Source organism: Brevibacterium sp. (assembly GCF_052105255.1).
Taxonomy (GTDB): domain Bacteria; phylum Actinomycetota; class Actinomycetes; order Actinomycetales; family Brevibacteriaceae; genus Brevibacterium; species Brevibacterium linens_B.
In genome coordinates, this window is record NZ_JBQDYQ010000030.1 from 1 (window position 1) to 14,330 (window position 14,330).

Sequence of the window (14,330 nt, forward strand, 5' to 3'; positions counted from 1 at the left end):
ATGAGTGAGGTTGTCAGCAAGGTCGCGAGTTTCCACACCAGGTTGCTGGGCCGCCCTCGGGTAGTAATTAGTGGTTGTTTAAGAGGGCGAGGAAGTCCTCGACTCCGGTGAGCTCGATGTCGTTCCGCCGCCGGGTCTCCCACGCCGAGCGGGTCAGGCGCCAGCGTTGGATGCGGCCCGGCTCGCCTCGGCGGATGTCCCAGTCGACCCCGTTGCGCTCGTACCCCAAGGCCTCGGACACCTTGTTCGATCCGATGTTGTCGACGAACGCATCGGAACCGGCCTCCCGTGCACCAAGCCCCGCGAACGCGAGATGGAGCAGAGCACTGCGCATCTCGGTGCCGAGGCCGCGACCGCGCACATCCGTCGACAGCCAGGAGAATGAGGCGAACGTCCCGCAGGAGTCGAATTTCTCCGCAATGAGGTCCTGCATCCCCACCGCCTCACCGTCGACGAGGACGGCGAAAGCCAGCCGGAATTCAGAGGGAGAGAACCGCCCACGTCCGCGCCATACGCTCTGAAGCCACCTGCTCACCCGCACGTCCGGGTCGGATTCGTAGAACGACATCGGATCGTCGTAGGGGGCGGGTTCCGCGAAGACCTTGCCGTCCCGCACAAGAGGGGCGAGCGCCGCAAGCATCTCATCGGCGGCACCGACGAGTTCGAGTCGGGGAGTCTTCACCCGGATCTGCAGTGGCGGGTAGCCGATCATGAAACCAACCTAGGCCAGCCGGCGCGAATCCACAATGGTCCGGCGACTCCGGGTAGCGTGGGGTTCGACTCCAGGATGCCGATGACAGGTGGTGGCCCATGACCGAACTCTCTCGCCCGACCCCGACTACCGTCGTCTTCGACCTCGGCAATGTGCTCATCGGCTGGGACCAGACAGCGCCTCTGGCCGATCGATTGAGTGCCGATGAATGGCATTCCTTCGCCGAGGCGGCCGACTTCCCCACGCTCAATACCGCAGCTGATTCCGGCGTTCCGATCACCGATATCGTCGCCCGAGCCGCCGAGGCGGACCCCCGCCACGGTGAGATCGTCGCCGGCTACTACGAGAACTTCGACAAGTCCCTGACCGGTCCGATCGACGGCATGGCCGAGATCGTCGCGGATCTCAAGGCCGCCGGCATCCGCTTGCTCGGGCTGTCGAACTGGTCGGCCGAGACCATCCACCATGCCCCCGTCGTCGCCCCGGCGATCAGCGAACTCGAAGACATCGTCGTCTCCGGCCGAGTCGGGCTGGTCAAACCCGATCCGGCGATCTTCGAACTGACTCGGGACCGATTCGACCTCGACCCGGCCCGGACGGTCTTCGTCGATGATCTGCCCGCCAACGTGGAGGCAGCACAACGACTCGGCTTCATCGGTCATGTGTTCTCGGGAGCAGCTTCACTGCGCACGGACCTTTCCGAACGAGGGCTGCTCACGCAATAGCGTTCACATGGCGCCGCCCGAACGACACCCCCGAACGGGTTCCTCGCCCGCTAATGCTGTGAGAAATGTCCGCGCCTGGAGGGCCCACCCGCGGCCTGAGCACAGGAGACACGATGACGACACCCTCATTCCTCGACTCCATCGATTCCCAGCTCGACTGGCAGCGGGAGGTCTACAAAGACTTTCACCGCCATCCTGAAATCAGCTTTGCAGAACATAAGACCGCCGAGCGCGTCGAGTCCGATCTCACCGGTCTGGGGCTCGATGTCAGACGCATCGGGGAGACCGGTCGCGTCGAGGTGATCGAGAATGCCGAAGAGCCCACCGTCCTGGCTCGAGCCGATATCGATGCTCTCCCGGTCACCGAGGACACCGGTCTCGAATTCGCGTCCGAGGTCGACGGAGTCATCGAGGAGAACGCAGCCGGAGCATTGGCGATGATCGACGACGGTCTGACGTCGAAGATTCCGGCACCTGATGTGGCCTTGGCTCAGCACATCATGCCGATGCCGGCGGGGAAGATCTATACCTCTGCGGGTCCGCCGATGTCGGCCGGAGACTCGGTGAAGATAACTGTCTTCGGTCGCGGTGCCCACGGATCGATGCCGCACCTGTCCGTCGACCCTGTCGTGCTCGCGGCAGCGATTGTCCTGCGCCTGCAGACGATCGTGTCCCGGGAAACCGAACCCGGCGAGTTCGCCGTCGTCACGGTCGGTGCGTCGAACGCCGGATACGAGGTCGAATACCATCCCTGATCGACCGGAGCTGCTGCTCAATGTCCACACCTACGACACCGCTGTGCGCAAGAGAGTCATCGCGTCGATCGAGCGGATCGTCCGCGGCGAATGCGCGGCCGCCGGAACCCCGAAGGAACCGACCTTCGAGTACTTCGACCAGTTCCCGCTAACGGACAACAGTGAAGCGGTCAATGACACCATCACCGAGGCTCTCACCGAGTTCTCCGGCACCGAGGCGGTCCAGGAGGCGACACCTGCGACCGCGTCGGACCGCGGTCTCTCCTACGAGATCTTCCCGTGTGGTTCGGGCATTCGGTCTCGGTCATAGGTGATCGTCGTGTACCCGTGGGGAATCGGAGTGCCGTCCTCGTCGACTCCGACGAATACGATCTTGTCGATGCTGAGGATGGATCTGCGAGTGATCATATTGCGCACCCGGGCCCTCATCGTCAGCGAGGTGCGTCCGAAATGCGTGGCGAGGAGCCCCATCTCGATAAGATCACCTTCCCTCGCCGAAGCCTGGAAGTCGATCTCGGAGATCAGCTTCGTCACAACTCGATGGTTGCCGAGCTGGATGATCGCGTAGATCGCGGCCTCCTCGTCGATCCACCTCAGTAGGCTGCCGCCGAAGAGGGAGCCGTTGGCGTTGAGGTCCTCAGGCCGCACCCATTTGCGGGTATAGAAGTTCATCCCCTCCACATCGTGGCGGGCGGAGCTCTTTGTGGGCTGTGCCGTCGCTGTCATGCGATCAGAGTAGCGAGGAGTTGTTTCGCCCTCGTTTCGTCCGTGTCACCGCTTTTCGACGTCATCCTTCACAGCGGTGAGGGTTTGCCGGATGTTCAATCGCTGGAAGTCCGCGAAGCTCCGGCCCCGTGTGACGATGTGGTCGAAGACCCAGGCCAGCCAGTCGGGCCAAGTGCGACGATCGTCCGTCCACGACTCCGTCACTCGAGTCGCCTCGCCGAGGTCCTCGAACTCGTATGCCCAGCTCGCGTTCGGTCCTTCGATGCTGGGAGTTCGGGGCCCGATCCGGCGCACGGTGAAGGCGAACCGTTTGCCGGGCACAGATTCGGTGACGACGCATTCGGTCACCCACGTCGCCGGCCCGCGACGGTTCGTGCCTTCGAAGACATCGCCTGTCTGCAGCGGACCTGCAGTCGTGCGCGTGCTGGCTCCGGTGTTCTCCGGGCTCCATCGGGCCATCTGGGTCGGATCGGCGATCTGCTCCCAGAGCCCGGCGGCGTCGGCTTTGATCACCATACTGTCGCTGACCTGCATCGTTCGCGTCATCGTCGTCCCTTCTCATTGTGGTCGTGCACGCACCTGAAACCGGCCGTGCACATGGCCCCATTCAAACACGGGTCCTGAGCTAGCCTGGGCACATGGCCGACTCTGCGACGAACGACGAGATCATCGCCTTCCGCATCCGCGCTCATCACCTCGGTGAGCGACTCAGCCACAACTCACTTCTTGACGCCGCGGGAGCCTGCGGCATCCAGAACAGCCCACCGGGATCCGCGCTGACCGCACTCCATGCGCGGGGCGCCGACCGCATCCGACGACAGCGAAGGCGACCGGACCAGATCCGAGCTGCTGCGCCGTTGACTGCTCTGCTATCAACCGACGTCTGAGCATGACGATCGCACCGTTCGGCACCGTCCGGACGTCGATGAAGAGCGCGCTGACCGCTGAGGCAGAGGCGATCGGCGCACTGCGCGAGTCAGACGCCGTCGACATCGAATTCCCGTCAGACTGAGATCATTCGGCGAGTTCGCTGATCAGGAGACGCGCGAGGGCTCCGAGTCGGAATCGCTCGGGAATCACGGTTCTGATGCCCTGTTCATGCAGCGGCGCTGCGGTGACGTCGCCGACTGCTGCGGCCACCACCGATTCGTTGAACGCCTCGATCACGGCCGACAGCAGTCCCTGCTCCTCGGCCGCGGTGAGAAATGCTGCCGCCCCGGGTGCTGAGGTGAAGGCCACGGCATCGCACCTGCGCTCCGCGACGAGTCGGACCGCGTCGACCACGGCGGCCGGATCGGGGGCCGGACCCCACCGGTAGATGACGAGGGAGCGGACATCGGCGCCAGCTGCGGCGAAGGCCTCATCAAGTCCGTCGGCGCCGGCACCGTGATGCTGTACGGCGATGCGCTGACCATCCACACCCTTGCCGAGGAGGACCTGCTGGATCTCTGCGCTCGTCTCCGATTCCGCGACCCAGTGAGCGCTCAGTCCGGCTGCGTGAATCGCTCCGCCTGCCTTGGGACCGCGGGCGTATATCCGTGCTCCGGCGAGCATCGAGTGCCACTCCTCGCGCAGACCCGCGGCTTCAGCCACGTCACCCCAGCCGGTGAATCCGACGCCGGTCGTAACCACGACGATGCCCGGCCGCTGCTCAATGAGTTCACGGGTGCGTGCGACGAGTTCAGGGTCGTCGATATGCGGGATGACGGACAGGGTCGGGGCGTGCACGATCCTGGCACCGTGACGCTCGAGGGCGGAGGCGAGCTGCTGCGCGCGCCGCTGAGCTGTGAGCACGATACGACGTCCGGCCAGTTCGTCGCCGACGTCAGTTTGGGGCTGGTTCATGCTCATATCCTGGTCGCGCCGCCTCACCGGGGCAACTTCCGGCCTTCGAGAGCAGCCTGATTGGCGAGCATCTCATCCTTGAGCCCCTGGACGACGGCGGCGATCGCCGGTCGCCGCATCGAATCGGGTCTGAGCACCATCCAGTAGGGCAGTCGCTCGGCCACCGAATCGGGGAAGAGTCGCACGAGCTCGGGGTGACGGTCGGCCATGAAACACGGGAGGAATCCGATGCCGGCTCCCGCCCGGGTCGCTTCGACGTGGACGAAGACATTCGTCGAGGTCAGTGCATCCTTCATCTCGGGAAACAGCCGCCTCGGCGCATCGAGGTCGTCGACCTGGAGCATGGAATCGACGAAATAGACGAGCCGGTGGTCGCTGACTTCCTCCACCGAGGCGGGGGTGCCGTTGGCCGCGAGATAGTCACGCGAGGCGTAGAGACCGAGTTCGTAGTCACCGAGCTCGATCGCCTCCGCTCGGTGCACGCGCGGTTCGCCGACGACGACCTCGATATCGAGACCGGATCGCTGTTGGAGGGCCTGCCTGGTGACGGTGACGATCTCGACACTCAGCCCGGGATGTCGACGTCGCAGCTTCGCGACCGCCGGGGAGGCGACATAGGCGCTGAACCCATCCGTCGCGGTCATCCGCACCACTCCGGACACCGTCTCCGGGCCCTGGCCGGGACTCTCGAGTTCGGCGACCGCGGTCTCCATCTGTTCGGCCACAGCGACGGCTCGTTCCCCGAGGTCGGTCAGCTCCCATCCGTCGTCCGAGCGGCCCAGCACGCGTCCGCCCAAGGACTTCTCCAAGGCGGCGATGCGGCGGGAGACCGTCGAATGGGTGAGCCCGAGATTGTGTGCCGCCGTCGTGAACTTCGCGGTGCGGGAGACGGCCAGCAGCACGAGCAGATCGTTGGGAGTGGTGTCCATTTCAGCCATAGTAGGCGGGCTTATTCGACGCTATGTGTCGGCAGCACAGCACGCGTTTCGGCACCCGTCGTCCGGATCATCTTCAGCACAGCACCCTTCTGTACGCTCACCGGTGAGAACCGCAGCCGGAACCGCGCAGCAGGCATCCCCTCGCCAGGCTTCGACTCCTTCCCGAACGGCGAAGACCGCGATGATGAGGGCTGCGACGGAATCGGCCCAGGCCCACCCGAACAGGCTGTTGAGCAGGACGCCGATCAGCACTGCGGCGCTGAGATAGGTGCAGATGAGGGTCTGCTTGGAATCAGCGACAGCCGTAGCAGATCCCAGTTCTCGTCCCGTCCTCCGCTCGAACCAGCTGAGGAACGGCATCACCAGCAGGCTGAGTGCGGCGATGATGATGCCGACGGTCGAATGTTCGGGTTGGCGCGGGCCCACCATGGACAGAACAGCGTCCACGCTGACGTAGACCGCGAGCGCGAAGAAAGATACTGCGATGACGCGCAGAGCGACCCGTTCCCGGCGCTGGGGTTCCGGTGCCGAGAACTGCCAGGCAACCGCTGCGGCAGAGAGGACCTCGACAATCGAATCGAGTCCGAACCCGATGAGAGCCGCCGAGGAGGCTGCTCCGCCTGCGGCAATGGCAACGACCGCTTCAATCACGTTCCAAGTGATGGTGATGGCAACGATGATCCGGATCCGCTTCCGCAGAACTGCTGCTCTGTCCCCTCGCGGCGCAGTCTCCGTCATCGGCTCGGTCCAGCGTCACAGCAGCCGGCCACCGTGCAATTGGAATCGGCACACGGCGCGTTCTCATCGACTGCCAGAGTCGTCTCGACAAGAGCAGTGAGTGCTGTTGCCAGATGAGGATCGGCGATCTCGTAGCGCGTGCGCCGGCCTTCAGGTTCGGCCACCACGATTCCGCATCCTCGCAGGCAGGCGAGGTGGTTCGAGACATTGGTGCGCGTCAGTCCCAGATCATTTGCCAAGCGCGCAGGATAGCCGGGCTCGGAGAGAAGCGACAGCAGAATCCGTGAGCGTGTGGGATCGGCCATCGCGCGGCCCAGGCGCTGCATGGCATCGACACGGGAGGCAATAGTCAGCATATGCTGACTATACAGCCTGTGCTGATTTGTTGTCGCGGGTCGCTCACGACGGAATGAAGGCCTTTCCGACGTCTGCCGCCCGGTCGTCAGCGCACGTGCTGCTGCGACGGCGAGCGCGTCCAGCGCAGCAGCACGACGATGAGACAGATGAGGAACACGATCCCCGAGGTGACCAGTCCGGTGACGAGGATGCCGATATCGGCAGGCAGATCCACGTCCTCGGCTGGTTTGGTCGGCGCTTTCCCTTCCGGATCGATGAGGACGGAGATCGTGTCGCCCTCATCGAAGTCGTCGAATCCGTCCTTGCCGCGGTAGATCAGCGGTTCGGCGACGGGGGTGCCGTCGATGCGTTCGAGACTGTACGTGTGCGTATAGACCTTCCGGGCATGTCTGCCGTTCGAATCATGCTCGGTCGTCACATCGACCTCGTGGTCGATGACGACCACCTCGGTGACCTCTCCCGCCTGCGACAAGGCCACATCCTCGGCGAGCATCACCGCGCCGATGAACGCGATGGCGACGAACGGCCCCGTGAACCAATACGCCCAGGCAGTGCCCATGATCGCTCTCATCGCCAGAGTGACGCCGACGAATACGACGCACCCGAGGATGATGGTCACCAGCAGCACGGACGGGAACAGGTACCCGACAGCGAAGACCAGGCCGATGCCGACGAGGAACACGGCACCGGTGATGACGATGCTCAGCGGTTTCCGGCTGCCCTGATTCCAGCGGCTGGCGCTCGCACTGCCGCTCGTCACTGCGGCATGTTGACGAATCGGGACTTCGCGCCCTGGAACGCCACGGGAATGTCCATCGTCGGACCGGCACGGTGCTTGGCGACGATGATGTCGGCCTCACCGGCGCGTTCGTGTTCCTTGTCGTACATGTCCTCACGGTGGATGAGGAGGACCATATCCGCGTCCTGCTCGATCGAACCGGACTCACGCAGATCCGAGATCATCGGCCGCTTGTCCGTGCGCTGCTCGCTGCCGCGGTTGAGCTGGGACAACGCGATGACCGGCACTTCGAGCTCTTTGGCCAGCAGCTTGAGCGAACGGGAGAACTCCGAGACCTCCTGCTGGCGGGATTCGACGCGTTTGCCCGAGGACATCAGCTGCAGGTAGTCGACGCAGACCATCTGCAGATTGTGCTGCTGCTTGAGCCGGCGGCACTTCGCGCGGATCTCGGTCAGCGCCATGTTCGGCGAATCGTCGACGAACAGCGGCGCATTGTTGATCCGGGCCTCGGTCGCGGCCAGGGTCGTCCAGTCGTGCGGGCTGAGTTCACCGCGGCGCAGGTTCTGCAGCGGGATCTCCGACTCGGCCGAGAGCAGACGCATGACGAGTTCGTTCTTGCCCATCTCGAGCGAGAAGAACACAGCGGCCGCATCATTGTGGATCGCGGCCGAGCGGATGAAGTCGAGCGCCAGAGTCGACTTGCCGACACCAGGACGGGCGGCGATGACGATCATCGTGCCCGGGTGCAGACCGTTGGTGAGGTTGTCGAACTCGGTGAAACCGGTGGGCACACCCGCGGTCTGCCCATCGGTGTTGCCGTTGCGTTCGATCTCCTGAGCCACCTCGCCGAGGATGTCGGAGAGGATGACGTAATCCTCTGTCGTATGGCGTTCGGTGACCTTGTAGATCTCCGCCTGAGCGGAGTTCACGACGTCATCGGTATCACCTTCGGCGTCGTAGCCCATCTGCACGATGCGGGTGCCGGCCTCGACGAGGCGGCGCAGCACGGCCTGTTCGCTGACGATCGCGGCATAGTAGCCGGCATTGGCGGCGGTCGGGACCGACGAGATGAGGGTGTGCAGGTAGGCGGCACCGCCGACGCGGGCGAGATCGCCGGTCTTCGTCAGATAGTTCGCCACCGTCACCGAGTCCGCTGGCTCACCACGGGAGTAGAGGTCGAGAACCGCCTCGTAGATGGTTTCGTGAGCGGGCTTGTAGAAGTCGTCGCCATTCATCGTCTCGACGCAGTCGGCGATGGCGTCCTTCGACAGAAGCATCGCACCGAGCACGCTCTGCTCGGCCTCAACGTCCTGCGGAGGGGTCCTCAGACCGTCATAGCCCTGGTCGTTGCTCACTCGATTCCCACTTCCTCACAGCATCTGATCGCCCACCCTCATGTGGTGCGCTCCAACTGTACCCGGAGACCCGGGGAGGGTCCCATCGACTCAACACCTGCCATCGTAGGATGCGGCACTGACACCGAATCTCAGTCGCGAGCCCTCCCGAATCTCACTCCCGCGTCCTCCCGGCCGTGGCCACGGAGTGCAGAATCGGCTTCGTCAGCTGCAGTCCACCGCGGATGATGCCGATGCCGACGACCACTGTGAGCAGGATCGTGAGGAAGGTGACCGGCTTGAACACGAGCGCGGCTCCGGCCAGGGGCAGGACGAGCAGCAGCCCGAGCCCTCCGGCCAGCAGGGACACCCAGATCGCCGGGGCCATGACGGCCCGCACCAGCGCGCGGTGCAGCAGCTGAGGATCGGCGCCCGCGGCATAGAGGTCGGAGAAGGTGTCGGCTCGGTCGTAGATATCGGCGACCTGGTTGATCACTGCGGACACCGCGATGAGCACGATCGCGATGCCCATGACGAGCAGCACCCCAGTGAACATGTCGTGGAAGAGGTTGATATCGGAGGTGCCCATCGTTGCCGGGTCGTCCTCGGCGGCGTCGAGTCCGAGCTGCATCAGCGCTACCCCCGACCCGCAGACGGCCGCGGTGAACGAAGCCATCGCGAGTCCGGACACGCGTCGCCAGAACCGTTTGGGTTCGTCGGAGACCAAGCGAGCCGCGATGAGGCGTTCCGGGGTCGCGGCCCGCCGACCGGACAGGTGAGCGAACCAGCGGACGAGGAGACCGCCGAGGAGGTCGACGACGACCAGCCCGAGAGCGAAGAATCCGACCACCGCGCCGAGTACGATCCCCACGCCGAGACCGCCGCTCTGGGTGAGCGCGTACACGACCGGCAGCAGGCAGATCACGAGCACCGTGACGATGACCTTGGCCGCGGGGAACTTCCGTTCCAGACTCTTCGTCCGCACGCCCAACGGGGAGACCGCGACCTTGCGCAGACCCAGCAGGGCCGAGCCCGCGCAGACCAGGGCGAGGAAGACGACCACGACGAGGATGAGCCACGCGGGCATGAGCATGTTCTGGTACCCGATGGGTTCGCCCATGAAGTGGATGAAGCTGACCGGCAGCGCCAGTCCCAGGTAGCCGAGCACCCCGAGGATGATGCCGGCCAGGGCCGGGATGAGCGGTTCGGCCACGGCGAGCGCGGTGATCTGGGACCGTCTGGCCCCGAGCAGCGACATCGTCGACAGCCGTTCGTCCTGCCGACGTGCCGACAGCGTCGCCGAGGCCGATGCCAGGGTGGAAGCGGGGATGATCAGCAGAGCCGTGGCCAGACCCGCGAGGGTCTTGTACATGATGTCGAGACCCGCGTCCGCGGGATCGGGGCTCGATGGGATCTGGAAGAACATCCAGGCCCCGGCGGCCACGGTGAGGAACAGCGTGGCACACGCGAAGAACGCGGCGGCCACGAGCAGGGAACTCGCCGACGTCAGCGATCTGCGTCCGAGGACGAGGGGAACGGCTGTCAACGACGTGGACATTGTGTCTCCTCTCAGGCCATGGTCGCTTCGGCGGTGGCCCGGTTCTCGGGGGCCGCCTCGGCGAGGGTGCGGGTGTCGGGGTCGATCTCGGTGACCCGGCGGACGAGCGGGCGGGTGACCTGCAGTCCCAGCCACACCATCGCAACCCCGGCCACGAGGACGGCGGCGACGGTTCCGATGGTCAGCGGATCACCGAGGTCGCTCACCGAAGCCATGAGCCAGGCGAGGATTCCGCCGAGGAACAGGGAGACGACGGTGACCAACAGGATCGGCGACATCACGGCGTTGACGGTCACCCGGTGCATCATCTGCTGGGTCATCCCGGCGGCGTGGAGCTCGCGGTAGGTCGTGGCCCGGTCGAGGATGTCAGCGGCCTGGTTGATCGTGGCCGAGACGATGACGAGGACGAAGGCGATGACCAAGGTGAGGATGAGCCCGGTGAAGATATCGTCGCCGAGGTGGACGTACGGTCCCATGACCGCGCGGTCCTCGGCGGAGAAGTCCTCCTGACCGCTGCGCATCATGGCCGTTCCCGCCCCGCCGACGACGGCGATGAACGTGATCATCGCCAGCCCGGCGACCCGGCGCCAGTACTGTCCGGGAGCGTCGGCGATCATCCCTGCCGCCATCACCGAGGCGGGACCGCGGGCGATTCTGCCGGCGATGCCGGCGTGGACGCGGATGCACAGGACGCCGATGACGCTGATGAGCAGGAGGGTGATGCCGATCGTGGCGATGCTGTACATGATCGTCACCGCCATCGGCAGTTCCATCTGGGTGGAGATGTAGGTCGCGATGGCCACGACGAGGATGAGCAGGATGGCCGTGATGACGCGGGCCAGGGGGAATCTCCGGGGCAGCGACCGGGTGCGCACGCCCAGCGGGGAGATCGTGATCTTGCGCAGGCCGATGAGCGAGGCGATCAGGCAGACGGCCAGGAGGCCGGCGACGACCGCGGCGAGCAGCCAGACCGGCATGAGCAGTGCCTGGTAGCCAAGCGGTTCGCCGACGAACGTGATGAAGCTCAGCGACCAGGCGACCAGCAGGTAGCCGCCGATTCCGGCGAGGATGCCCAGCGAGGCGGGGATGAAGGGTTCGGCGACGGCGATGAGGCGGATCGTGCTGCGTTGCGCCCCGAGCAGGGACAGAGTGGAGAGTCGTTCGTCCTGACGGCGAGCGCTCAATTTCGCCGAGGCGACCCCGAGGCTGGTCGCGGGGACGACGAGGAAGACCGTGGCGAGGACGGCGAGGAGCTGGTAGAGCTCGGCCACCTCGGCGTATCCGGTGACCTCGGGGCGGTCGATGAACGCCCAGGCTCCGGCGGCCACGGTGAGGAAGATCGTCGAACAGGAGAAGAACGCGATCCCGACGAGCCGCGACGTCGTCGAGGTCAGGGACTGCTTGGACAGGAGGAGGGGAAGGATATTCATCACTGTGCGGCTTCCTGCAGTGCGGAGTCGGCGACGATGCGGCCATCGGCGAGCCTGACGACCCGGGAGCAGCGGGCGGCGACGTTCTCATCGTGGGTGACGACGACGAGGGTGGATCCGCGGCCGACGGTGGAGCCCAGCAGCTCGGTGAGGACTTCATTCGAGGTGCGGGAGTCGAGGGCACCGGTCGGTTCGTCGGCGAAGGTGACGACGGGCTGGGTGACCTGGGCGCGGGCGATCGCCACTCTCTGTGCCTGTCCGCCGGAGAGCTGTCCGATCCGCTTGTTCACGTGCTCGCTCAGTCCGAGGCGGTCGAGCCAGGCCCGGGCGTGCTGGGTGGCGTCCGAGCGGCTCATTCCGGCGAGCATGGCGGCGAGCGCGACGTTGTCCACGGCGGTGAGTTCGGGTAGGAGCAGCCCCTGCTGGAAGACGAAGCCGAGGACCTCGCGGCGCAGGGCGGTGCGGCCGGATTCCTTGAGGGAGGTGATCTCGGCGGCGGCGCTGCGGTCGGTCGGCGACAGGCGGATGTGACCGTCGTCGGGGCTGATGATGCCGGCCAGGCAGTGCAGAAGGGTCGTCTTGCCGGAGCCGGAGGGTCCCATGATGGCCACGGATTCGCCGAGGCCGATCGTCAGGTCGACTCCGGCGAGGGCGTACGTCTGATTGAAGTGCTTCGTGACGGTGCTGGCGGTGATGATGGCGGGGTGCTGGGGCGAAGAGTTCTGGGCCATCGGGTGCTGAGATGCTGACTGCTGCGCTGCGGCAGGATGCTGTGAAGAAGTCATGTCTCCATGTTTTCGCCCAACGGGCCTTGGCACTATGCAGTCAGCCCGTCAGCCGGTGCGGGATTTCCCAACCTCCGTTGACGGAAAACCGAGGTCAGGGCACCGTGCTTGACAGTCTTCCGACACCAGCTCATCGACATGCGAGATCCGGGCTGGCTGCCCGTGGTCCCGCCCGACCGAACAGGTCTACTCCTTCGACGTCTGGATCGTCTCCGGCGCAGAGGACCGGGCAGCCTCGGTGCGGGTCTGCCGATCTCACCCCGGCAGGAGCACGATGACGGTGTGGATCACGAGGCCGACCAGCGCACCGATGACGGTGCCGTTGATGCGGATGTACTGGAGGTCGCGGCCGACGTAGAGCTCGATGCGCTCGGCAGCTTCCTTCGCGTCCCAGCGCTCGATGGTGTCGGAGATGACGCTGGCGATCTCGGGGCCGAAACTCTCGGCCAGATCACCCGCAGTTGTGGCGATCCGGTCATCGATGCGGCGGGAGAATTCCGAGTCCGCCTGCAGTCGGTCGGCGAACTCGCCGATGAGCTGCCAGATGCGGGCGCGGACTTCGCCGCCTTCGTCGATGATGGCCTCGCGCAGCAGCTGTTTGAGCGAACCCCAGATCTCGAGGACGGAGTCGACGACCCCATCCTGACTGAGCAGGTCGTTGATGATCTCTTCGGCCCGCTGGGACAGAGTTGAGTCGGATTCGAGGTCGTCGGAGAGGTCGACCAGCCACGCGTCCAGCGCCTGTCGAGCCTTGTGGTATTCGTTGTCGCGGACGTCGGCGACCCAGGCGAGGACTTCGCGCTGCAGTCGGTTTGCCAGCTGTTCGTTGACGAAATCGGGCAGCCAGGACGGTGCCCGATTGTGGACGATCTCATCGATGACCTGCGGATTGTCACCCAGCCAGCTATAGGCCTCCGAGACGATGAGGTCGACGAGTCTGTGGTGAGCACCGTCGAGCACGATCTGACGCAGCAGCTGCGCGAGCACCGGTGTCTTCCGGGTGGCCACGAGCCGTGGAATGATCACGTTCCTGGTCAGCGCCTTGATGGAGTCGTCATCGATGCGCGCGAGCACATATTCGAGGCCCCCTGCGGCACGGTCGACGACGATATCTCGGTTGGCGGGCTTGGCCAGCCATTTCCCCGCTCGATGGGAGATCTCGGCGGATCGGATCTTCGTCGACACCGCCTCGGCGTGGAGGAAGTTCGCGGCGACGAAGGCCGACAGACTCGCTCCGAGGGTGTCCTTCTTGCGCGGTATGATCGCGGTGTGCGGAATCGGCAGCCCGAGTGGGTGGCGGAAGAGCGCGGTGACGGCGAACCAGTCGGCGATCGCGCCGATCATCGCGGCCTCCGAGGCGCGGGAGACGAACCCCCAGACGCCGGTGTTGTCGGTGAAGAGGTGGGTGGAGAGGAAGATGAGCGTGGCGAGGATGAGCAGCGAGAGCGCGAGCGTGCGCATCTTCTTCAGCCCGCGAGCGCGCTCTTGATCCTCCGGCGTGAGCTCGGCCGGCCCGCCGTTTCCGCTGCCGGCGCCGAAGCGCGGTACGGATGGTGTCTTCTCGATCGACATCGTTACCCCCTGCTCCACGACTTTAGCGAAATCCTGCGGCTCCACACGCATCCGCAGGCGGGTCCGCACCTGGGAATTCCGCGGAGTGCCCCACCGCTCGGGACGCCCTATCGCCC

18 protein-coding genes are annotated in these 14,330 nt (G+C 65.3%); 5 read left to right on the top strand and 13 right to left on the bottom strand.

The window, feature by feature from the left end; translation table 11 throughout:
* Window positions 1-67 precede the first annotated feature (67 nt).
* Window positions 68-712 carry a GNAT family N-acetyltransferase gene (locus ACTIIH_RS09720; RefSeq protein ID WP_441451596.1) on the bottom strand — a complete coding sequence of 215 codons (645 nt, stop codon included), beginning with the start codon at window positions 710-712 and terminating at the stop codon, window positions 68-70.
* A 98-nt stretch (window positions 713-810) separates the two neighbouring features.
* Between ACTIIH_RS09720 and ACTIIH_RS09725 the strand changes: the two genes are divergently transcribed.
* From ACTIIH_RS09725 to ACTIIH_RS09735, 3 genes are all read left to right on the top strand, one after another.
* Window positions 811-1,437, top strand: coding sequence for an HAD family hydrolase (locus ACTIIH_RS09725; RefSeq protein WP_441451597.1), 627 nt, complete (start codon window positions 811-813; stop codon window positions 1,435-1,437).
* 113 nt (window positions 1,438-1,550) lie between these two features.
* Window positions 1,551-2,192 (top strand): hypothetical protein, encoded by a 642-nt coding sequence (locus ACTIIH_RS09730; protein ID WP_441451598.1) that lies wholly within the window; start codon window positions 1,551-1,553, stop codon window positions 2,190-2,192.
* A 43-nt stretch (window positions 2,193-2,235) separates the two neighbouring features.
* A complete protein-coding gene (locus tag ACTIIH_RS09735; RefSeq protein WP_441451599.1) occupies window positions 2,236-2,502 on the top strand; it encodes a hypothetical protein in 267 nt (88 codons plus the stop codon).
* Here the strand turns inward: ACTIIH_RS09735 and ACTIIH_RS09740 are convergent.
* Window positions 2,457-2,918, bottom strand: coding sequence for an acyl-CoA thioesterase (locus ACTIIH_RS09740; RefSeq protein WP_441451600.1), 462 nt, complete (start codon window positions 2,916-2,918; stop codon window positions 2,457-2,459). The two genes, ACTIIH_RS09735 and ACTIIH_RS09740, sit on opposite strands and share 46 nt — an antisense overlap.
* Window positions 2,919-2,963: 45 nt before the next feature.
* The gene (locus ACTIIH_RS09745) at window positions 2,964-3,464 is read right to left on the bottom strand and encodes an SRPBCC family protein (protein ID WP_441451601.1); all 501 of its coding nucleotides are present in this window, start codon (window positions 3,462-3,464) and stop codon (window positions 2,964-2,966) included.
* A 92-nt stretch (window positions 3,465-3,556) separates the two neighbouring features.
* On the opposite strand from ACTIIH_RS09745, the gene ACTIIH_RS09750 reads away from it, so the two are divergent.
* Window positions 3,557-3,805 (top strand): hypothetical protein, encoded by a 249-nt coding sequence (locus ACTIIH_RS09750; RefSeq protein WP_441451602.1) that lies wholly within the window; start codon window positions 3,557-3,559, stop codon window positions 3,803-3,805.
* A 2-nt stretch (window positions 3,806-3,807) separates the two neighbouring features.
* Complete coding sequence (locus ACTIIH_RS09755) at window positions 3,808-3,930, top strand: hypothetical protein (RefSeq protein ID WP_441451603.1); 123 nt, start codon at window positions 3,808-3,810, stop codon at window positions 3,928-3,930.
* Window positions 3,931-3,932: 2 nt separating this feature from the next.
* Here the strand turns inward: ACTIIH_RS09755 and ACTIIH_RS09760 are convergent, their stop codons facing one another.
* The 10 genes from ACTIIH_RS09760 to ACTIIH_RS09805 form a co-directional block, all read right to left on the bottom strand.
* A complete protein-coding gene (locus tag ACTIIH_RS09760) occupies window positions 3,933-4,763 on the bottom strand; it encodes a uroporphyrinogen-III synthase (protein WP_441451604.1) in 831 nt (276 codons plus the stop codon).
* A 23-nt stretch (window positions 4,764-4,786) separates the two neighbouring features.
* On the bottom strand, window positions 4,787-5,692 hold the full coding sequence (locus ACTIIH_RS09765) for a LysR family transcriptional regulator (protein ID WP_441451605.1): 906 nt from the start codon (window positions 5,690-5,692) through the stop codon (window positions 4,787-4,789).
* A gap of 30 nt (window positions 5,693-5,722) precedes the next feature.
* Window positions 5,723-6,439 carry a cation diffusion facilitator family transporter gene (locus tag ACTIIH_RS09770; protein ID WP_441451606.1) on the bottom strand — a complete coding sequence of 239 codons (717 nt, stop codon included), beginning with the start codon at window positions 6,437-6,439 and terminating at the stop codon, window positions 5,723-5,725.
* On the bottom strand, window positions 6,436-6,795 hold the full coding sequence (gene cmtR, locus ACTIIH_RS09775) for a Cd(II)/Pb(II)-sensing metalloregulatory transcriptional regulator CmtR (RefSeq protein ID WP_025779632.1): 360 nt from the start codon (window positions 6,793-6,795) through the stop codon (window positions 6,436-6,438). The genes ACTIIH_RS09770 and cmtR overlap by 4 nt, the downstream gene beginning before the upstream one ends.
* A gap of 86 nt (window positions 6,796-6,881) precedes the next feature.
* Window positions 6,882-7,556 (bottom strand): hypothetical protein, encoded by a 675-nt coding sequence (locus ACTIIH_RS09780; RefSeq protein WP_441451607.1) that lies wholly within the window; start codon window positions 7,554-7,556, stop codon window positions 6,882-6,884.
* A complete protein-coding gene (dnaB, locus tag ACTIIH_RS09785; protein ID WP_025779630.1) occupies window positions 7,553-8,890 on the bottom strand; it encodes a replicative DNA helicase in 1,338 nt (445 codons plus the stop codon). Before dnaB ends, ACTIIH_RS09780 begins: the two co-directional genes overlap by 4 nt.
* A 154-nt stretch (window positions 8,891-9,044) precedes the next feature.
* Window positions 9,045-10,427: an FtsX-like permease family protein gene (locus ACTIIH_RS09790; RefSeq protein WP_441451608.1), complete on the bottom strand. Its 1,383-nt coding sequence runs from the start codon at window positions 10,425-10,427 to the stop codon at window positions 9,045-9,047.
* 11 nt (window positions 10,428-10,438) lie between these two features.
* On the bottom strand, window positions 10,439-11,857 hold the full coding sequence (locus ACTIIH_RS09795) for an FtsX-like permease family protein (RefSeq protein WP_441451609.1): 1,419 nt from the start codon (window positions 11,855-11,857) through the stop codon (window positions 10,439-10,441).
* Window positions 11,857-12,588 (bottom strand): ABC transporter ATP-binding protein, encoded by a 732-nt coding sequence (locus tag ACTIIH_RS09800; RefSeq protein WP_441451626.1) that lies wholly within the window; start codon window positions 12,586-12,588, stop codon window positions 11,857-11,859. The genes ACTIIH_RS09795 and ACTIIH_RS09800 overlap by 1 nt, the downstream gene beginning before the upstream one ends.
* 309 nt (window positions 12,589-12,897) lie before the next feature.
* Window positions 12,898-14,214 carry a DUF445 domain-containing protein gene (locus ACTIIH_RS09805; protein ID WP_441451610.1) on the bottom strand — a complete coding sequence of 439 codons (1,317 nt, stop codon included), beginning with the start codon at window positions 14,212-14,214 and terminating at the stop codon, window positions 12,898-12,900.
* Window positions 14,215-14,330 lie beyond the last annotated feature (116 nt).